At 72.4% G+C, this 18,658-nt stretch carries 16 protein-coding genes; 10 read left to right on the forward strand and 6 right to left on the reverse strand.

Annotation, left to right across the window (positions count from 1 at the left end):
* Positions 1 to 125: 125 nt before the first annotated feature.
* On the forward strand, positions 126 to 1,523 hold the full coding sequence (locus tag ACGFI7_RS36370; protein ID WP_393412826.1) for a methyltransferase: 1,398 nt from the start codon (positions 126 to 128) through the stop codon (positions 1,521 to 1,523).
* Between the two features lie 312 nt (positions 1,524 to 1,835).
* Here the strand turns inward: ACGFI7_RS36370 and ACGFI7_RS36375 are convergent, their stop codons facing one another.
* Together ACGFI7_RS36375 and ACGFI7_RS36380 are read right to left on the reverse strand one after the other, a co-directional pair.
* The gene (locus ACGFI7_RS36375) at positions 1,836 to 4,826 is read right to left on the reverse strand and encodes a BTAD domain-containing putative transcriptional regulator (protein ID WP_393412828.1); all 2,991 of its coding nucleotides are present in this window, start codon (positions 4,824 to 4,826) and stop codon (positions 1,836 to 1,838) included.
* A 260-nt stretch (positions 4,827 to 5,086) separates the two neighbouring features.
* Entirely contained in the window at positions 5,087 to 6,343 is a 1,257-nt protein-coding gene (locus ACGFI7_RS36380; protein ID WP_393412830.1) for a pyridoxal phosphate-dependent aminotransferase, read from the reverse strand.
* Between the two features lie 79 nt (positions 6,344 to 6,422).
* On the opposite strand from ACGFI7_RS36380, the gene ACGFI7_RS36385 reads away from it, so the two are divergent.
* From ACGFI7_RS36385 to ACGFI7_RS36395, 3 genes are read left to right on the forward strand one after another with little or no spacing between them, the layout of a single operon-like run.
* Positions 6,423 to 7,358, forward strand: coding sequence for a LysR family transcriptional regulator (locus ACGFI7_RS36385; protein ID WP_393412832.1), 936 nt, complete (start codon positions 6,423 to 6,425; stop codon positions 7,356 to 7,358).
* An 11-nt stretch (positions 7,359 to 7,369) separates the two neighbouring features.
* Positions 7,370 to 8,041: a ribonuclease HII gene (locus tag ACGFI7_RS36390; protein ID WP_393412834.1), complete on the forward strand. Its 672-nt coding sequence runs from the start codon at positions 7,370 to 7,372 to the stop codon at positions 8,039 to 8,041.
* A 13-nt stretch (positions 8,042 to 8,054) separates the two neighbouring features.
* The gene (locus ACGFI7_RS36395) at positions 8,055 to 9,068 is read left to right on the forward strand and encodes an LLM class flavin-dependent oxidoreductase (RefSeq protein WP_393412836.1); all 1,014 of its coding nucleotides are present in this window, start codon (positions 8,055 to 8,057) and stop codon (positions 9,066 to 9,068) included.
* Here the strand turns inward: ACGFI7_RS36395 and ACGFI7_RS36400 are convergent.
* Together ACGFI7_RS36400 and ACGFI7_RS36405 are read right to left on the reverse strand one after the other, a co-directional pair.
* Positions 9,065 to 9,451 carry an SCO5389 family protein gene (locus tag ACGFI7_RS36400; RefSeq protein ID WP_393412838.1) on the reverse strand — a complete coding sequence of 129 codons (387 nt, stop codon included), beginning with the start codon at positions 9,449 to 9,451 and terminating at the stop codon, positions 9,065 to 9,067. The genes ACGFI7_RS36395 and ACGFI7_RS36400 overlap by 4 nt on opposite strands.
* A gap of 89 nt (positions 9,452 to 9,540) precedes the next feature.
* Positions 9,541 to 10,470, reverse strand: coding sequence for an ATP-binding protein (locus tag ACGFI7_RS36405; protein WP_393412840.1), 930 nt, complete (start codon positions 10,468 to 10,470; stop codon positions 9,541 to 9,543).
* Positions 10,471 to 10,792: 322 nt separating this feature from the next.
* Here ACGFI7_RS36405 and ACGFI7_RS36410 point away from each other — a divergent pair, with 322 nt between their 5' ends.
* Positions 10,793 to 11,254 (forward strand): ATP-binding protein, encoded by a 462-nt coding sequence (locus ACGFI7_RS36410; protein ID WP_393412842.1) that lies wholly within the window; start codon positions 10,793 to 10,795, stop codon positions 11,252 to 11,254.
* 3 nt (positions 11,255 to 11,257) lie between these two features.
* On the opposite strand, the gene ACGFI7_RS36415 is transcribed toward ACGFI7_RS36410, so the two are convergent.
* Entirely contained in the window at positions 11,258 to 11,602 is a 345-nt protein-coding gene (locus ACGFI7_RS36415; protein WP_393412844.1) for an STAS domain-containing protein, read from the reverse strand.
* 88 nt (positions 11,603 to 11,690) lie between these two features.
* Positions 11,691 to 13,067: an LCP family protein gene (locus tag ACGFI7_RS36420; RefSeq protein WP_393412846.1), complete on the reverse strand. Its 1,377-nt coding sequence runs from the start codon at positions 13,065 to 13,067 to the stop codon at positions 11,691 to 11,693.
* A 128-nt stretch (positions 13,068 to 13,195) separates the two neighbouring features.
* Between ACGFI7_RS36420 and ACGFI7_RS36425 the strand changes: the two genes are divergently transcribed.
* From ACGFI7_RS36425 to ACGFI7_RS36445, 5 genes are all read left to right on the forward strand, one after another.
* Complete coding sequence (locus tag ACGFI7_RS36425) at positions 13,196 to 13,906, forward strand: class I SAM-dependent methyltransferase (protein WP_393412848.1); 711 nt, start codon at positions 13,196 to 13,198, stop codon at positions 13,904 to 13,906.
* A gap of 40 nt (positions 13,907 to 13,946) precedes the next feature.
* Positions 13,947 to 15,398 carry an MFS transporter gene (locus ACGFI7_RS36430; RefSeq protein ID WP_393412850.1) on the forward strand — a complete coding sequence of 484 codons (1,452 nt, stop codon included), beginning with the start codon at positions 13,947 to 13,949 and terminating at the stop codon, positions 15,396 to 15,398.
* Positions 15,399 to 15,557: 159 nt separating this feature from the next.
* Positions 15,558 to 16,577 (forward strand): ankyrin repeat domain-containing protein, encoded by a 1,020-nt coding sequence (locus ACGFI7_RS36435; protein WP_393412852.1) that lies wholly within the window; start codon positions 15,558 to 15,560, stop codon positions 16,575 to 16,577.
* A 6-nt stretch (positions 16,578 to 16,583) separates the two neighbouring features.
* Positions 16,584 to 17,312 carry a tyrosine-protein phosphatase gene (locus ACGFI7_RS36440; protein WP_393412854.1) on the forward strand — a complete coding sequence of 243 codons (729 nt, stop codon included), beginning with the start codon at positions 16,584 to 16,586 and terminating at the stop codon, positions 17,310 to 17,312.
* Between the two features lie 155 nt (positions 17,313 to 17,467).
* A complete protein-coding gene (locus ACGFI7_RS36445; RefSeq protein ID WP_393412856.1) occupies positions 17,468 to 18,442 on the forward strand; it encodes a hypothetical protein in 975 nt (324 codons plus the stop codon).
* The last annotated feature ends 216 nt before the right edge of the window (positions 18,443 to 18,658 follow it).

Consider the following 18,658-nt stretch of genomic DNA (forward strand, 5'->3'; position numbering starts at 1 on the left):
AGCCATCCAAGAAATACCGTGCGGCACTTGTGTCTCGCTTGGAGAATGCCGACTTACCTCGGTAACAGTATGATCACTGACAGTATCGGATCATGCGTGTTGGTTCGCGGTGAAAGGATGGTGTCGTGGAACGACTGCGCGATCATCTCCTCGAGACCGGATACACCGTGGACGGCGTACGCGAGCGGCTGGGCGACGTGGCGGCCTCCGCGCTCGCCCGCGAGGAGCTGGTTCCCGCCCTGCGGGCGACCGTCGGCGACGACCCGCTCGGCGCGCTGGTCCGGCTCTGGTGGCTGGGCGTCCCGGTCGAGGCCGCGCGCCTGCCCGCGGCCGTGCTGGAGTCCGGACTGGTGAGCGCTCAAGGTGACAAGGTCCGCGCCGACGTGCACCTGCAGCCCTGGGAGAGCGACGGCTACGTGGTCTCCGACCGCAAGGTGCGCCCCGGCGACCCCGCGCTCCGCCCCGATCACGTGGTCGGCGCGGGCGGCGCGTCCGCCAACCTCGCCCAGCTCGTCACCCGCCGCCCCGCCGACCGCGCGCTCGACCTCGGCACCGGCTGCGGCGTGCAGGTGGTGTCGCTGGCCGGCCGGGCCGCCCACGTCACCGCCACCGACGTGAACCCCCGGGCGATCGAGCTGGCCCGGCTGAGCTGGCGCCTGTCGGGCATCTCCGGCGTGGACGCCCGCGTCGGCTCGCTGTACGAGCCGGTCCAGGACGAACGCTACGACCTGATCGTGGCCAACCCGCCGTTCGTGATCTCTCCGGGCGGCGCCCTGACCTACCGCGAGACCGGCGCCGAGGGCGACGCCTTCTGCCGCGATCTCGTACGGGAGACGCCGCGTCACCTCGCACCCGGCGGTCAGGCGCACTTCCTGGCCAGCTGGCTGCACGTGGAGGGGGAAGACTGGCGCGACCGGGTGGGCGGCTGGCTGCGCGAGGGCGGCTGCGACGCCTGGGTCGTGGAGCGCGACGTGCAGGACCCGGCCGAGTACGTCGAGCTGTGGCTGCGCGACGCGGCCGAGCAGGGCACCCCCGGATACACCGAGCGCTACGACCGGTGGCTGGCCTGGTTCGAGGAGCACAAGGTCGAGGCGGTCGGGTTCGGCTGGATCAGCATGCGCAACACCGGCACGCTCGACCCGGTGGTCCGCGTCGAGCAGCTCACCCACCGGGTGTCGCTGCCGGTCGGCGACTACGTGGACGGCGTGCTCGACGCGATCGCGGCCGCCCACCGCGTCCAGGACCTCCCCTCGGCGCGGCTGCGCACCGCCGAGGGCCTGCTGGACGAGCGGATCGGGCTGCCGGGGGCCGAGGATCCGATGCGCATCGTGCTGCGCCAGACCACGGGGCTGCGCCGTACGCGCGAGGTCGGCACCGTGGAGGCCGCTCTCGCGGGGGTGTGCGACGGCGAGCTGGCGCTCGGGCCCCTGCTCAACGTCATCGCCGAGCTGGTCGGCGACGGCGCCGCCCCCCAGACCGAGGCCATCCGCCCCCTCATCGCCGAGGGCTACTTCCTCCTCTGAACACCTCCTCAGAGGTTCCGCCCCTCCCGTTGATCGGGCGTTGATTGGTTGTTGACCGGCGTGGTGGAAGCTTCTGACATCGACACGGCCCTGGGGGGTTCGAGGACCGTGTCGGGTCCGGCCGGTCGCCGTTGTGAGGCGGCTAGCCGCCGCGCGGAGCATCCGGATGACCGGGCCCCCTGGCGACGCGCGGTGGTCAGGCGGCCGGCCGGGCCGATCCACCTGTACGGACCACGGGGGTTCGTGACCGACTCCCAAAGGACAGCCTTGTTTAACCATGTGTGGATGACACGTCTGGACGACGAGCTGTACTCAGGACTCGACGACGTTCCCGCCGACGGGGATGGTCCCGAGCAGGCTCCTGACGTCGTCGGCCTCGGGCGCGCCGAGCCGGGTGAAGAGGTCGAGGGCCTGCCGTAGGCACTCGGCGCTCCTGGAGGCGCTGCCCAGCCCTTTGAGCGCCCGTCCCAGCACCGTGAGCGACAGCGCCTCCCCGTACGGATGACCGATCTCGCGGGAGACGATCAGCGCCTGTTCGGCGTGGCGGACGGCGTCGTCGTAGCGTTCGGCGGCGATGAACGTCTCGGCGAGCCGCGAGCACACCCGCTGCTCCCACACCCGCTGTTTGCCGGCGCGGAAGAACGCCAGGCACTCGGCGTGGTGGTGGACGGCCTCGGTCAGCCGGCCCACCCGCGACAGCACGATGCCGAGGTGGTAGCGGGCCCTGGCGGTGCCGGCGCCGCTGCCGATCTCGGTGAACAGTGCCAGCCCCTTCTCCGCCGCCGCGATGGCGTCCTCGGGCCGGCCCAGGCCGAGATGGTCGCGGGCGGAGTAGCTGAGCACCAGCGCCTCGCCGGCCGGCACCCCGTTCTCGCGGTACCACCGCATGGCGGCGTCGAACCAGGTCAGCGCCTCGGTGTGGCGGCGCTGCCGGCCCACCACGACCGCCAGCGCGTTGAGCACCTCGCCGGTGACGATCTTCTCCTGGCGGGCGGCGGACAGCTCGTAGACCCGGGTGAACTGCTCCTCGGCCTCCGGCAGCCGGTTGCCGGCGAACAGCACCCGGCCCAGGACGTACCGGGCGCGCAGTTCGCTGCCCTGGTCGCCGAGCCGGAGCGCGGTGGCCAGCACGGCGCGGGTGCCGTGGTCGAACTCGCGGGTGTGGGTGCCGGACTCCAGCAGCGGTTCCATGGCCACCAGCAGGTCGCCCGCGGGCAGCAGCTGCTCCCCGGCGCGGGCGGAGGCGGCGGCCTGGTTGATGGAGGCGAACAGCGCGTCGCCCTCGACGATCAGCCAGGCGACGGACTCCTCCGCGGTGCCGAACGTCAGCCCGGTGCCGACCACCACCAGGTTGTCGGAGATCATGCTGCCCTCGTAGGCCAGCCGGTGCGCCGACTGGGTGGAGGCCAGGTAGAAGCCGAGCAGCCGGCGCAGCGCCAGCGTGCGGGCCTGCTGCCGTTCGGCCTTCTCCAGCTCCCGCCGGGCGAACAGCTTGAGCAGGTCGTGGAAGCGGTAGCGGCCGGGCGCGGGCGCCTCCACCAGGCTGGCGTCGACCAGCGACTCCAGCACGTCCTCGGCCTCGATCACGGTCGTCGACAGCAGCGCGGCCGCCGCCCCGACGGAGATGTCGGGCGCGGTGGGCAGGGACAGCAGCCGGAAGGCGCGTTGCTGGGCCGGGTCGAGCTGGCCGTAGCCGAGCGCGAACGTGGCTTCCACGGCCAGGTTGCCGACCCGCATCTCGTCCAGCCGGCGCTGCTCGTCGGCCAGCCGGGGCACCAGCGAGGCCACCGTCCACGACGGGCGGGCGGCCAGCCGGGCCGCCACGATCCGCACGGCCAGCGGCAGGAACCCGCAGGCGGCGACCACGTCCATGGCGGCGCCGTGCTCGGCCGCCACCCGCTCGGGCCCGGCCACCGCGGCGAACAGCGACAGCGCCTCGTCGGGCTCCATCACGTCCAGGTCGACGAGCCTGGCCGACGGCAGGTCGGCGAGCTTGGACCGGCTGGTCACGATGGCCGCGCAGCCCGGCGAGCCCGGCAGCAGCGGGCTGACCTGGGCGGCGTCGCGGGCGTTGTCGAGCAGCACGAGGATGCGCCGGTCGGCCAGGATCGACCGGTAGAGCGCGGCCCGGTCGGCGGGCCCTTCGGGGATGACGTCGGCCGGGATGCCCAGCGCGCGCAGGAACGAGCCCAGCGTCGAGGCGGGGTCGGCCGCCTCGTCGGTGTAGCCGCGCAGGTCGGCGTAGAGCTGACCGTCGGGGAACAGCTCGCCGGTTGCGTGGGCCACGTGCACGGCCAGCGCGGTCTTGCCCACGCCGCCGATGCCGCAGATCGCCACGACCGGCACGCCTTCGGCCGACGACTGGGCCGACAGCAGCGAGCGCAGCCGCCCGGCGATCTCCCTGCGCCCGGTGAAGTCGTTTACGGCCGCCGGGAGCTGGGCGGGCCTGGGTAGTTCGAGTGCCGGCTCCGCCTCGGGCTCCGGCGTCTCCTGGGCGTCCTCCGCGGGGGCGGGGGCGGCCAGGGCGGGGTCGGCGGCCAGGATGCGCTGGTGCAGGGCCGTCAGCTCGGGCCCCGGCTCGACGCCGAGCTCGTCGATGAGCGCCTGGCGGGTCTCGGTGAACACCGCGAGGGCGTCGCCCTGCCGCCCGCACCGGTAGAGGGCGAGCATGAGCTGGGCGCGCAGCCGTTCGCGGAGCGGGTGGTCGGCGGTGAGCGCGACCAGCTCGGCCACCACCGAGGCGTGGTCGCCCAGCTCCAGGTCGACGTCCATGAGCGCCTCGATGACGCCCAGCCGCCGCTCGATCAGCCGGTCGCGCTGGTGCTCGGCGTACGGGCCGACGGCTCCGGCCAGCGGCTCGCCCTCGAACAGGGCGAGCGCGGACCGCATGCGTTCGGCGGCGACGGGCAGCCGGCCGGCCCGGCGGGCGGTCTCGGCCTCGGCGACGGCCCGCTCGAACCGGGTCAGGTCCAGCGACCCGGGCGGCAGCCGCAGCGCGTAGCCCTTGCCGACGGAGGTCAGCAGCTCGGGGCGCGAACGGGCGGGCCGGTCCGGCTCCAGCACCGTACGCAGCCGGGAGACGTAGGTGCGCAGCGCGCCCAGCGCGCGCGGCGGCGACTCCTCACCCCAGACGGCGTCGATCATCTCGGCCGGGGTGACCGCGTGCCCCTCCTTGAGCAGCAGCATGCCGAGAATGGAACGCTGCAAGGGAGTGCCCAGGTCGAGCTCCTGCCCGTGGCGCCACGCGCGGACGGGACCCAGCACGGCGAACCGAAGCCCGCCCTCGACGCCCTGACCAGCCATGCCGCCTGTCTCCACAGCAATGGATCGATTTGGTACCAAATAATAGATCCATCCTGGGCCCCCACCTAGGAAGGTACCGATTCGTTAATTCTCCCGTTGATCCCCCGTTGATTCCCTGTTGAGCCTTCGAGGCCACTCTGGAGGAGATACGAGGTGTGGTCCGCGGGGGCGGCCGCATCCGAGCGGGATATGAGCCGAGACGTCGGAGGCCCCGCCCTGGGGGGACAGGGCGGGGCCTCCGCACGTATGGGGGATGAGGGTCAGACCAGCGCGGGGCGCGACTCGGGCACGCTGAGCGAGAGCTCCGTGAGCCCGAGAGTCAGATGATCCAGGCTGGCCCTGATCCACGGGAGCTGGAGGGGGTCGTCGCTGTCGAGCGCGGCCGTCCGTTCCTCGCTCGTCTCCCCGTACAGCAGGCTGACCGCGACGCGGACCCGGGCGGCGGCCGGGTCGTCGCCGAAGGCGTGACCGGGCAGGACGCCGATGCCGTGCTTGTCGAGCAGGGCCCGGGTGACCTCGGCGGAGCCGCCGAGCCCGAGGTGGCCCAGGTCGGGATAGAGGTAGAAGCCGCCCTGGGGGGCCGGCACGGACCCGCCGATCGCCACGAACCGGTCGCGGACCGCGTGCGCGACGGCGCCGTGCAGGCGGCTGCTGCGGGCGATGCGCTCGGCCAGCTCGGGCGGGTCGGTGAAGGCGTACGCGGCCGCCTCCTGCACCGGCGCGGCCGGCGCCGACCAGATCTCGCTGGCCACGGCGAGCAGGCGCGCGCGCAGGTCGCCGGCGCCGTCGGGGAGCCGGGCCACGCCGATCCGCCAGCCGCCCAGGGCCAGGCTCTTGCTGAGCCCGGTGGTGATCAGCGTGCGTTCGGGCGCGAGGTCGGCCGGGGAGGTGTAGACGAGCGCGGGGTCGTGCAGCAGGTCGCGGTAGATCTCGTCGGAGATGATGAGCAGATCGAGCTCGCGGGCGACCTCCACCAGGCGGCCGATGGTCCGCGGCGGGGCGAGCATGCCGGTCGGGTTGTCCGGCAGCGTCACCAGGACGGAGCTCACGGTCCTGCCCTGGGCGCGGGCGGCCCGCACGGCCTCGGCGACCCGGTCGGGATCCGGCACGCCGCCCTCACCGGGGGGAGCGGGCACCATGATCGGGCGGGAGCCGACCAGGTCGGCCTGCGCTGCGTAGCTGACCCAGCTGGGCATGGGCAGGACGACGTCGCCGCCGATCGCCAGCAGCAGCCCGTACAGCAGCGATTTGCTGCCGGGCCCGCAGACGACCTGCTCGGGGTCGGTGAGGAGCCCCCGTCGTGTCCAGTAGCCCGCCGCCGTCCCGCGGAGTCCGGCCGCCCCCGCGACCGGCCCGTAGCCGTTGCGATCGGACGCGGCGACCAGCTTTCCGCGCAGCGCCGGGTGGACGGGCAGACCGGCCTCACCGAAGGCCAGGTTCAGCACGCGTTCCCCGGCGCGTCGTCTTCGTTCGATGTCCTCGTTCGCCGCCAGGGTGGCGGAGAGTGTCACTGCCATGGTTGTCACGTTCCCAGGGTGGTTGGATGAAGGCATCAGTACAAGCGAGGCTTGTTGTGGGTAGGCATAAGGAAGTCTGATGCTTGATTTGCGGCGATTGACGGTGATCTGCGAGTTCGCCCGCCGGGGGAGCATCGCCGCGACGGCCGAGTCTCTCGGCTACAGCCCTTCGGCGGTCTCCCAGCAGCTCGCAGCCTTGGAACGGGAGACCGGCACCGCCCTCATCGACCGTACGGCCAGAAGTGCGGAACTCACCGACGCCGGTCGGCGGCTCGTGGCCCACGCTGAACGCATCCTTTCGATGGTGGAAGAGGCGGAATCGGACCTGTCGGCCCACGCGGGGAGTCCCGCCGGGCGCGTCGTCGTCACCGCCTTCCCCACAGCGGCGGTCGCATTCGCCCCGGCACTCGCCCGCTCGCTCCGGCGCCACACCGGACTCACGCTCCGCCTGCGGCAGAGCAGGTCCGGACGGGGCATGCGGGAAGTGCAGTCGGGCGAGGTGGACATCGCGCTCGTCGACGACTGGTACGGGCTCGCCGCCGCCAGCGAGAACCTGCGCGTCTTCCCGCTGCTGTCCGACCCGCTCGTGCTCGTGGTGCCGCGCCGGCACCGGCTCGCCGACCCGGAAGTGCCGCTCGACCTGCGCGAGCTGCGTGACGAGCCGTGGATGGCCACCCCGGACGGCGAGCCGTCCCGGCTGGCGGTGGACCGGCTGCTGGTGGACGTCGGCGGCACCAAGCCGGTCCCGTGGGAGTTCGAGGGCCTGGGAACGATCCTGTCGCTGGTGGCCAAGGGCATCGGCATCGCGGCCGTGCCCGCGCTGGCGCTCGCGGCAGGGGTGCGCGGCCTGTCGGTGCGCCACTTCCCCGGCAACCCGGTGGGCCGCGAGGTGCTCGCCGTGGCCCGCTCCTCCAGCGTGAACCGGCCGTCGGTCTCGGTGACGCTGCGCGCGATGCACGTCGCGGCCCGGCTCATCGCCGCCGACCTCGCCCACGTACGACTCGCGGCCCGGTAGCGTTTCCCCCCGTGCCGCCCACGTACGCCATCGAGCGCCTGCTGCAGTCCCAGCCGAGCATCCGCACGGTCGCGGGCGTCGACGAGGTGGGCCGGGGCGCCTGGGCGGGGCCGGTCACCGTGTGCGCCGTGGTCGCGGGCGAGGCGGAGCCGCCGGCCGGGCTGACCGACTCCAAGCGGCTCAGCGCGGCCAGGCGCGAGACGGTGGCCGCCGAGCTGGGGTCGTGGGCGGCGGGCGTCGGGTTCGGCGAGGCGTCCCACCTGGAGATCGACGGGCTGGGCATGACCGAGGCGCTGCGCAGGGCGGCCAGACGGGCGCTGGAGGCGCTGTCGGTCAGGCCGGACGCGGTGATCCTGGACGGCAAGCACGACTACATCGGCCCGCCCTGGCGGGTGCGGCTGGAGGTCAAGGGGGACGCGGCCAGCGTGTCGGTGGCCGCCGCGTCGGTGCTGGCCAAGGTCCGCAGGGACGCCTACATGGCGGGGATCGGGTGCGTCGAGTACGGGTTCGCCGACAACGCCGGCTACCCGTCACCGCTCCACCAGGAGGCGCTGGCCAGGCTCGGGCCGACGCCGCACCACCGGCTTTCCTGGTCCTATCTCGACGACCTGCCCGCGTGGCGGCATCTGAAGCGACACCGGGATCCGTCCGTGGGGGAGGGTCAGGTCAGCCTCTTCGGCTGACATCATCGGAGAGGTGCGCATCGGCGTCTTCCTCATCGCGGCGGGCTTCCCCGGCCGGGAGCCGGGGCGGGTCCTGGCCGACACCGTCGAGCTGGTCGTGGCGGCGGAGCGGGCCGGGTTCGACGAGGCGTGGATCGCCGAGCACCACTTCATGTCCTACGGCGTCTGCCCGTCGCCCACCACGCTGGCCGCGGTGGCGATCGGCAGGACCTCGCGCATCGGGCTCGGCACCGCGGTGAGCGTGCTGTCGACCCAGCACCCGATCGCGCTGGCCGAGCAGGCGGCCATGCTGCACCACCTGTCGGGCGGCCGGTTCACGCTGGGGGTGGGCAGAGGCGGGCCGTGGGTGGACCTGGAGGTGTTCGGCACCGGTCCGGCGCGGTTCGAGCGGGGGTTCCCCGAGTCGCTGGACCTGCTCGTCGCGGCGCTGGCGGGCGGGCCGGTCAAGGCCGATGGCGAGTTCTTCGCCTTCCGCGAGGTGACCGTGGTGCCGGCCGCCCGGATGCGGCCCGTGGTGGCCTGCACCTCCGCCGGCACCGCCGCGCTGGCGGCCGACCGGGGTCTGCCGATGCTGCTCGGCCTGCACGTCGGCGACGCCGACAAGGCCGCCATGGTGCGCGGCTACGCCGAGCGGGCCGGGGGAGCCGACCCCGGACACGTGGCGGCGGCGGTGGCGCACGTGGCCGACAGCACCCCGCGGGCGGTCGAGGAGCTGAAGCGGGCGATGCCCGCCTGGCTGGAGCCGGGGCTGGCCGGCTACGTCGCGGTGGACGGCGCGCCGCGCCCGCCCAGGGACGTCGGCGCGTACGTGGATCTGCTGACCCGCATCCATCCGGTCGGCTCCGCCGACCTGTGCGTCGAACGGCTGACCCGCACGGCGCACGCCACCGGCATCGGGAGATTCCTGCTCATGGTGGAAGGCGCGGGAGACCGGGAGCGGGTGCTGGAGAACGTGCGGCGGCTGGGCGCGGAGGTGCTGCCCCGCCTCCGGCAGGCGGACCCGCCCGCCGGAGGCGCGCGGAGCTAGCAGTCGACGAGCTCCGGCTTCTGGTTGAGGATCTGCGCGCGCGGCGTGACGAACTCGCGCAGTGCCTCGTCGGCGGACGGCGCGAACACCGCCACCCGGTGGCAGTTCTGGAAGGCGAGGCGCACGCCGAAGTGGCGCTCCAGGGCACCGCGCATGGCATCGCTGGCCAGGCAGCGCAGGAGCTCCCCGCGCGCCTGCTCGTCCGGCGGCGGCACCTGATTGTCGGCGAACTCGGCTCCGGTCTTGTCTCGCTGCTCGACCAACTCGCTGATCACCGACCAGGCGTAGGGCAGGGAGTCGCGCACGCAGGCCACGAAGGCCGCGTCGTCGACGTCGCCTGTCCGGGCCCGGTCGAGCAGATCGTTCGGAACGGTCAGCGACATGCTGTCTCCTTTCAGGAAGAGCATCGCCCTTTGACGCTAGGTGAGCATCCGGAAACGCTCCAGATGACCAGAGGGCGACAGTCGTGTGGTCATGGTCCGTAGACGAACTCGGGGTCGATCTGCTCGCTGAGGTCGACGCCCGTCTTGGCGTTGGCCCACGCCTTGGCGTTGCGCAGGTGGAACTCGGCCGTCTGCCTGCCGAACCTGGGCCAGTCCTTCTCCTGCTCGTCGAGGTGCTTGAGCAGCACGGCGAGCGCGTCGGCGTTGGCCGGCTCCAGGTCGTCGAGGGTGAACGGGCGGCCCTGCTCCATCGCGCGTACGGCGGCGGAGTGGTCCATCCAGGTGAGCAGGGCGGATCCGACGTGCTCGCGCAGGAAGTCGACGTCGGACGGGCCGTGCACCTTGTTGCCGACGACGGCCAGGGCCACGCCGTAGTCGGCGGCGTAGTCGCGGTACTGCTTGTAGACGCTCACGCCCTGGCGGGTCGGCTCGGCGACCAGGAAGGTCAGGTCGAAGCGGGTGAACAGGCCGGAGGCGAACGAGTCGGAGCCGGCCGTCATGTCGACCACGGCGTACTCGCCGGGGCCGTCGACGAGGTGGTTGAGCAGCAGCTCGACCGCGCCGACCTTGGAGTGGTAGCAGGCGACGCCGAGGTCGCCCTCCTCGAACGGGCCGGTCGCCATGAGCCGGATGCCCTCGGGGGTGGTGACCGCGTGCTCGTAGGCCGCGAGGTCGCGGAAGCGGAGCAGCCGGGAGCCGCGGCCGGGCGGGGTCGTCTTGACCATGGCGTCGGCCGACGGGATGCGCGGGTTGTCGCCGCGCAGCAGGTCCTTGATCTCGGTCAGGTGGGCGCCCAGCGGCTCGGGCGGGCGGTCGAGGCCGAGCACCAGGGCCAGGTGCTGGTTGATGTCGGCGTCGACGGCGACCACCGGGGCGCCTCGGCTCGCCAGGTATCTCGCGAACAGCGCCGACAGCGTGGTCTTGCCGCTGCCACCCTTGCCGACGAACGCCACTCTCACGGTTTGTCCCTCCTGATCACGATTATGAAAACCGTTTCCATTCCGCGACTCATCATGTCACAGGAGCCGGTGGTGTGAGGAGGGAATAGAGTGTCGTGTCGGGTCGCTAAAATGCAGAAATATTGATAATCGGGCGGCGTTCTCCCCTAATGCGCAGAAAACCGGTTTCAGACCGTGTAACTTCCGCTGTGGTCCGGACGTCGGGGAGTCTCCGTGTGAGCGCATCCCGCGCGCGCGTGAGGCCAGGTCAGGATGGCCGGGTGAATGGGTCCGCGAAGAGCGGGCAGCAGGCAGCCGGGCCGAATCATGCCGGGAGATGAGCATGGGCGAGGAGACAGCGCTACGCTGCCCCATCACCGCCGATCTTGCTTTGCTGCGCGATCACGTACGGTCCTTCGCGACCTCCCAGGGGCTGACCGGCGCCCGCCTCGACGACCTCGTGATCGCCGTGAACGAGGCGGCCGACAACACGCTCGAACACGGCGGCGGCTCAGGCACGCTGCACGCCCGAGCCGACGACCGGGGCATCTGGATCGACATCACCGACACGGCGGGCACGCTCACGGCCGGCCACCTCTACCGGCAGGGCGCCGATCCGCCCCCCGCGGCCTCCCGCGGCTACGGCCTGTGGATCATCCGCAAGATCTGTGACGAGGTCCGCCTCGAACGGTCCGAGGACACCGTCGTGCTGCGCATGAACGTCCGCTTCCCCGTGACGGGCAAACCGGAGGACGAGGCGACGGCGAACGGCGCCGACACGCCGCCGGGGGCCTACCGGGCCTGAGGATCAGCGCCGCCAGCGGGCCGCCTGTGCCAGCGTCTCGTACGGCGGGAACCGGTCGACCAGGTGCCTGACCGTCAGCAGCCGGGCCAGCGCGCCGTGCACGCCGATCAGGCGCAGCGCCCCACCCGCGCCCTCGGCCTCCAGCTGACCGGCGATCAGCGGCCACAGCCCTCGGGAGTCGCAGAAGAGGAGCTGACCGGTGTCGACCACCAGCCGGAACTCCTCCCGGTCGAGCAGCCCGTCGAGCGACAGGCTGAGCGCCTGCCGGGTGCTTCGGTCGAGCTCGCCGTCGAGGGAGACGACGCTGTAGCCGGAATGCCGGTCGACGGCGATCGATAGTCGAGTCATGAAAGTCCAGAACGGGCAGGGGGCGTCATCCCCGGACCCTACCCAGGAAAGCGCCCTCCTCCCCTCGGTAAGCAACATGTGGCCGGGCTTACCCGCAGGTCTTGTCGAGGGTCACCGGGTCCTCGGGGGACGCGGTCGGGGTCGCCCCGCCTGCGGCCGTGGTCGCCGGCCTGCGGGTCACGGGCCTGAGCGCCTCGGTGACCTTGTGCCGGATGAGCCGCCAGTCCGGGTCGGCGGTGCTGATCAGCGGCGGTACGAAGTTGAGACTCCGGATCGGGGTGTCCCGCACCTTATGCGCCAGCTCGACCAGGGCGGGGAGCAGATCCTGCGGGACGTCCGTGGAGATGGCCCGCTTGGTGGCCGTGGCCAGGCCCTCGAAGCTGTTGAGCAGCGTGAGCGGGTCCGCCTGCCTGGCCACCGCGTTGATCAGGCACTTCTGCCGGCCCATGCGCACGTAGTCGTCGCTGTCGGTGCGGGAGCGGCCGTACCAGAGCGCCTCCTCGCCGCTCAGCCTGCGGGTGCCCGCCTGGAGCAGCCCCTCGCGGTACTTCCCGTACACGATCGGCTCCTCGACGGTGATCCGCACGCCGCCCACGGCGTCGATCATCTCGGCGAAGCCTTTCATGTCGACCATGGCGTAGTAGCGGACCGGGATGCCGAGCACGCCGCTGACCGTCTCCTTGAGCAGCGCCGGCCCGCGCCGTCCGGTCGCCACGCCGGGCACCAGCTCCGGGTGGTCCTCGGCGTACTGGAAGACCTCGTTGAGCAGGCCGGGGGTGCTGCCGCCGTCGCCGGTGAAGCCGTACGGGAACCGGTCGCGGGCCGGGCCGGCCGGCAGCGGCACCTCCTCCAGGTTGCGCGGCAGGCCGAGCAGCGTGGTCGCGCCGGTGGCGGTGTCCACGCTGGCCACGGTCATGCTGTCGGTGCGCACCCCGGGCCGGTTCGGCGCCGAGTCGGCCCCGACGAGCAGGAAGTTCACCCGCTGCGCGCCGCTCCACGGGTCCTCGGCCACGACCGGGCCGCCCATGTTGCCGGCGAACAGGTGGTGCACCAGGTCGCGTGACACGTACGCCATCCGCGCCGCGTACGCGGTCGGGGCCAGCACCAGCGCGCACAGGGAGACGGCCAGGCCGGCGGCCAGGGCCCGGGCCGGGATCCCCGACGCGGCGGGCCGCACCAGCATGTACGACCAGATGATCACGGTGACCCAGGCGACCGCGACGGCCGCGAGGATGAGCGCCAGCCCCGTCATCCACCCCGGCTGCACGGCCAGCGACAGCAGTTGCGTGCTGAACGCGGTGACCACGGTGAGGATCGCGGCGATCAGCAGGATCTGCGCCGACATGAGGACGAACGCGGTCCGATGGCGGTGGGTCGCCAGATGGGCGACCCCCCACAGCAGGGCGGACCCCAGCGTCAGCCCGAGGCTGGGGCCGAGTCCGAAGTCACGCTCCCGGTCTGTCATGCCTGGTCAAACCCCCCAGTGTGCGCCGATCCCACCAACGCTAATGCGGTTTGCGGCTGATTGACCGTGTCCACGACCGAAGGCGGGTCAACATGAGGTCAAGAGAGTCTTTGCGTTATAACGTGAATGTGGCCAATCGACGCGGAAAGTACGGGTTCGACGCACCCTGGGCGCTGACCGGTCTCCTTCTCGGCGCCCTGCTCCTGCTCGCGCTCATGGCCGCCTCCGCCGCCGCCGGCATCCTCATGGCCGCCGTCATCTTCCTCCTCGGCGCGCTCTACACGCTCGCCAGCGCGGCCAGCCACCTGCACACCACCCGGCGCGGCAAGTTCGCCGTCTGGCGCGCCGAACTGGACCGGCTCGACGGCCACGAGAACGTGCTCGACCTCGGCAGCCGGCGCGGCGCCGTGCTCCTGCGCGCCGCCGAACGGCTCGACTCCGGCCACGCCACCGGCGTCGTCGACGCACGCCGCGGCGCCGACCGGTCCGCCATCCGGGCCAACGCCGAGGCCGAAGGCGTCTCCGGCCGCGTCGGCCTGGTGACCGCCGACCTGCGCGCGCTGCCCTTCGGCGACGAGGAGTTCGACGTCGTCGTCTCCGCCCTGGCCCTGCACGACCTCCCCGACGCCGCCGCCCGCGAGCAGGCCCTGCGGGAGGCGTACCGGGTCGTCCGCCCCGGCGGGCTGATCCTCGTCGCGGACTTCCGGCACGCGCCCGCGTACGAGGCCGCGCTGCGCGAGGTCGGCGCCCGCGACGTGCGCTGCCGCGACCTCGGCTGGCGGTACTGGTACGGCGGCCCGTGGTTCACGACCTGCATGGTCGAGGCCCGCAAGTTCTAGCCGGGTTTGACGGCCCGGCGACGGGTAACCGAAGGTGCTCATGAGCGATGTCGAGACCGGCACCATCACCACCAAGGTGCCCGCACGGCTGGACCGGCTGCCGTGGTCACGCTGGCACTGGATGATCGTCATCGGGCTCGGGACCGTCTGGATCCTCGACGGGCTCGAAGTCACCATCGTCGGTAACCTCTCCGCCCAGCTCGCCAAGCCGGGCAGCGGCCTGGACATCACCCAGGAACAGGTCGCCGGTCTCGCCGCCGCCCTCTACGTCGCCGGGGCCTGCTCGGGGGCGTTGTTCTTCGGCTGGCTGACCGACAAGTTCGGCCGGAAGAAACTCTTCATCATCACCTTGATCGTCTACCTGGCGGCCACGCTCGCCACGGCGTTCTCGTTCAGCGTGTGGTGGTTCTTCCTGTTCCGGTTCCTGACGGGGTTCGGCATCGGAGGCGAGTACGCCGCGATCAACTCCGCCATCGACGAGCTCATCCCCAGCAAGCACCGCGGCCGCATCGACATCCTCATCAACGGCAGCTACTGGCTCGGCGCCGCCGGTGGCGCGCTGCTCACCGTGCCGCTGCTGAACAACCTGCCCGTCAACATCGGCTGGCGGGTCGCCTTCGGCCTCGGCGTCGTCCTCGGCCTGGCCATCCTGCTCGTCCGCAGGCACGTGCCGGAGAGCCCACGCTGGTTGTTCATCCACGGCCGGGGTGACGAGGCGGAGAGCATCGTCCGCGGCGTCGAGGAGGAGGTCCACCGCGAGACCGGTCGCGAGCTGCCCGAGCCCGGCCAGGCCATGACGATCCACACGCGCAAGTCGATCGGGTTCATCCGCATCGCGCACACCATGGTGGCCCTCTACCCGACCCGGACCGTGCTGGGGCTGTCGCTCTTCATCGGGCAGGCGTTCCTCTACAACGCGATCACCTTCGGGTACGCGCAGATCCTGTCGACGTTCTTCCAGATCGACACCCACACCGGCTACTACTTCGCCGTCATCGCCGTCGGCAACTTCCTCGGCCCGCTGATCCTCGGCCCGCTCTTCGACACCGTCGGCCGGGTGCCGATGATCTCGGCCACCTACATCGGCTCCGGCCTGCTGCTGCTGGGCACCGCCTGGATGTTCAACGAGGGCATGCTCACGGCCGTCACCCTCACCGCCTGCTGGTCGGTGGTGCTCTTCGTCGCCTCGGCCGGGGCCGCCTCGGCCTACCTGACGGTCAGCGAGATCTTCCCGATGGAGACCAGGGCGATGGCCATCGCCTTCTTCTTCGCCATCGGCACCGCGGCCGGTGGCATCGCCGGCCCGCTGATCTTCGCGAACCTGGTGGCCAGCGGGGTGCCGGGGGACACGGCGATCGCCTTCGCCATCGGGGCCATCCTGATGATCCTGGCGGGCATCGTGGAGCTGATCTTCGGGGTGAAGGCCGAACGGCGCGGCCTGGAGGACATCGCCACCCCGCTGTCCGCCGCCGGCCTGGAGAAGGCCACCTGACGACGACTGTCCTGCCCGTCTATCCTGGAGCCCAGGCGTACGAGGACGCCTCCGGGTCCGCGGGCAGGACAGAGTCCACCTCGCCGCACGACCCCGATCTTCCCGCCGACGCTCTCCTCCGGCCTGGTACGCGGACCACCGGACCGCCAGGGAGACGTCATGGATCTTCCCGCCCGCCCTGACCTGGCCCAGCTGCGCCGCCAGGCCAAGGAACTGCTGCGCGCGGCCAGGGCCGGCGAGCCCGCCGCGGCCGCCCGGCTCGCGGCGATCACCGAACAGCCCACGCTGAGCGCCGCCCAGCTCGCGATCGCCCGCGCGTACGGCTTCCCCGGCTGGACCGCGCTGAAGACCGAGGTCGAACGGCGTGACCTGCTCAACCGGCGCGATCTCGACGGGCTGAGGGCGCTGCTGGCCCGGCAGCCGGGTCAGGCCGCCCAGATGATGCGCGGCTGGCGCGACCATCCCCGGGGCGCGGGCCCGCTCGGCTACCTCGCGATGCTCCGCTTCGACGCCGCCCGGCTGGGCCTGGCCGGGCCGCTGCCCGGCACCGGCGCCGCCGCCCGCCTGCTGATCGAGGCGGGTGCGCCGGTGGACGGCCTGCCCGGCGACCCGGAGACCCCGCTCATCACCGCCGCCAGTTACGGCGACGCCGAGGTGGCCGCCGTGCTCGTCCGGGCCGGAGCCGATCTGGAGGCCACCGCCGCACCGGACGCGGGCGGCGTCCCCGGCGGCACGGCCCTGGTGCACGCGGCCGTCTTCGGCATGACCGAGGTGCTGGACGTGCTGCTCGCGGCCGGCGCGCGGGTCGGCGGTCTCGCCGAGGCCGCCGCGGCCGGAGACCTGTCAGGCCGGTCACCCGCCGACGCCCCGCTGATCGAGCGCGTCCGGGCCCTGGCCATGGCCGCCGACCACGAGCGGCTGGGCGTGATCGACGAACTCCTCGACGCGGGCACGCCCGTCGACGCCGAGGACCACGCCTACCGCCGTCAGGCGCTGCGCCTGGCGGCGGCCAACGGCCGGGCGGCGAGCGTGGCGCACCTGCTGCGCCGCGGCGCCGACCCCCGGCTGCGCGACCCGGTCGAGCAGCGCACCGCCCTGGAGTGGTGCCGCCGCGGCCGCCCCGGCGAAAGCCCCGGGCACGACAGGGTCGAGGCCCTGCTCCGTGAGGCCCTAGGGTGATCGTCCGTGGAGAGACACATCGCGTTCGACCGGCTGCGCAACTTCCGGGACCTCGGCGGCTACCGGGGAGCGGGCGGCCGGCTCGTACGGTGGAGACGGTTGTACCGGTCGGACGCGCCGGTCCGCCTGGCGGGACGCGACCTGGAGAGGTTCCGTGAGCTGGGCGTCCGCACGGTGATCGACCTGCGGTACCCGTGGGAGATCGAGAAGCACGGGCGGGTGCCCGAGCAGGACGGCCTGACCTATGTCAACCTCAGCGTCGAGCACCGGCCCTACGACCAGGCGGAGATTTCCCCGGACGTCGACCCGTGGCGCTACCTGGCCGACCGCTACGCCGAGGTCGCCGTCGACGGGGTGGCCGAGCTGCGCCGGACGCTGGAGGTCGTCGCCACCGCCCCCGGGCCGCTGCTGTTCCACTGCAAGTCGGGCAAGGACCGGACCGGGATGGTGGCCGCCCTGGTGCTGTCCCTGCTGGACGTGGCCGAGGACGACATCGTCGCCGACTTCGCGCTGACCGAGCTGGCCACCGATCACCTGCTGGCCGTCTGGCGCGCCGCCCACCCCGGCCGCGAGCCGCGCTGGCCGGGGTACGGGCGGGCGCCGGGCGACATCATGCGCCTGTTCCTGGATGATCTGGCCGAGACGTACGGGTCCGTCCACGCCTATGTGACGGACCGGCTCGGCCTGGACAAGGAGTTGATCAGCCGGATGCGGGGCGAGCTGCTCGAACCCTGACGGCGCCCGGCCTGGCCCGGAGAGTGATTGCTCGTACACTGAAAGTAATCAGATGGGTGTCCCCGGGTCAGGAGAGGGCAGGGGTCAGGGCTTCGATGAATGCGGACTCCCAGGACGGCCGAGATTTCCGGTCCGTCGACGATGAGCTGGAGCGGGTGAGCAGCCACGCTGACCTGGTGCGGGTGCTGGCCGAGCAGTTCGCCCGGGCCGACGCGTCCCTGCGGGAGCTGCAGGCGCGGGCCGACAAGGCGGGCGGGGCCCGGCTGCCGCGGGCGACCTGTGCCGACATGCTGGCCGGTCGGCGCTTCCCGAAGAAGGCGGTGATGCTGGCCTTCCTGCACGCCTGCCGGGTTCCCGCAGCGCGGATCCCGGCGTGGGAACGGGCGTGGGAGCGGGTGCGCGTCACCCGGATGGCCTACGGGGAGGACGCCAAGACAGATCTCCCGGCCGCCCAGGAGCCCGCCGGGCCCCCGGCCGGCCCAGGCGACCTCGCGACGGCCCGGCCGCTGCGCCGGGTCGTCGCGTCGGTCAGGGGGCGGGGGCTGCGCCAGGCGGCCGGGGCCACCGCGATCATCTCCGTGGCGACGTGGGGCGTCATCGCCGCACTGCCGACCGGCGGGCCCGAGGAGCCCGGCCGCGTGCCGGACCCCGGCCACGTCGTCACCGACGACGGCCGCGCGTTCCCCCGAGGCGGGTCGAGCCGGTTCACCGTGACCGTCGACCCGGCCAACACCGCCGTGCGGCTGACCCGGCGCCTGGACGTGGGCGTCGCCCTGCAGCACGCCACCATCACCGTGAACGGCCGGCCGGCGGCCGAGTGGCGTCCGCTGCTGGGCGAGAGCACCTACAAGTGGCGCAACCAGATCGTCGAGCTCCCGCCCGACCTGACCGCGGGCCGGAGCTCGCTCACCATCGTCAACACGTCGGTGTCCTCGTCGGGCTACAACGAGTTCCACTACATCGTGGAGCAGCGGGTGGGCGGCGTCTGGTCGGTCGTCGACATGGTCGACATCGGCCCGGAGCACACGGCCAGCGAGGCCGCCCACGACTACAGCAACGTCGGGGAGGACTGGGCGGAGTCCCAGACCTTCGCCTACCCGCCCCGCCGGGAGGACTGGGACGTCAGGTGAGACGTCACGGCCACAGGACGTACTTACCCACCACGCCAGGAGGTCCTCACCCATTTCAAGATCTTCGACGGCGGGTCGCGGATCTGGCCCCGCTGTCACCAACGTCCGTGGTCAGTACACCTAGGTCGTGTTTCATAAGGCATTGAGCCACTGGTTGATCGCAGCGATGATGACGACGGCTTCGTAGCGTACGGCGAGCTTGTCGTAACGGGTCGC

The organism is Nonomuraea sp. NPDC048826 (assembly GCF_043198225.1).
Classification (GTDB): Bacteria; Actinomycetota; Actinomycetes; order Streptosporangiales; family Streptosporangiaceae; genus Nonomuraea.

What these genes read in the sequence shown, in the direction of transcription:
- ACGFI7_RS36420 (WP_393412846.1), bottom strand. Translation starts at nt 13,067, where the DNA reads ATGACAGACCGGGAGCGTGACTTCGGACTCGGCCCCAGCCTCGGGCTG.
- ACGFI7_RS36435 (WP_393412852.1), top strand. Translation starts at nt 15,558, where the DNA reads ATGGATCTTCCCGCCCGCCCTGACCTGGCCCAGCTGCGCCGCCAGGCC.
- ACGFI7_RS36430 (WP_393412850.1), top strand. Translation starts at nt 13,947, where the DNA reads ATGAGCGATGTCGAGACCGGCACCATCACCACCAAGGTGCCCGCACGG.
- ACGFI7_RS36410 (WP_393412842.1), top strand. Translation starts at nt 10,793, where the DNA reads ATGGGCGAGGAGACAGCGCTACGCTGCCCCATCACCGCCGATCTTGCT.
- ACGFI7_RS36385 (WP_393412832.1), top strand. Translation starts at nt 6,423, where the DNA reads ATGCTTGATTTGCGGCGATTGACGGTGATCTGCGAGTTCGCCCGCCGG.
- ACGFI7_RS36375 (WP_393412828.1), bottom strand. Translation starts at nt 4,826, where the DNA reads ATGGCTGGTCAGGGCGTCGAGGGCGGGCTTCGGTTCGCCGTGCTGGGT.
- ACGFI7_RS36400 (WP_393412838.1), bottom strand. Translation starts at nt 9,451, where the DNA reads ATGTCGCTGACCGTTCCGAACGATCTGCTCGACCGGGCCCGGACAGGC.
- ACGFI7_RS36380 (WP_393412830.1), bottom strand. Translation starts at nt 6,343, where the DNA reads ATGGCAGTGACACTCTCCGCCACCCTGGCGGCGAACGAGGACATCGAA.
- ACGFI7_RS36415 (WP_393412844.1), bottom strand. Translation starts at nt 11,602, where the DNA reads ATGACTCGACTATCGATCGCCGTCGACCGGCATTCCGGCTACAGCGTC.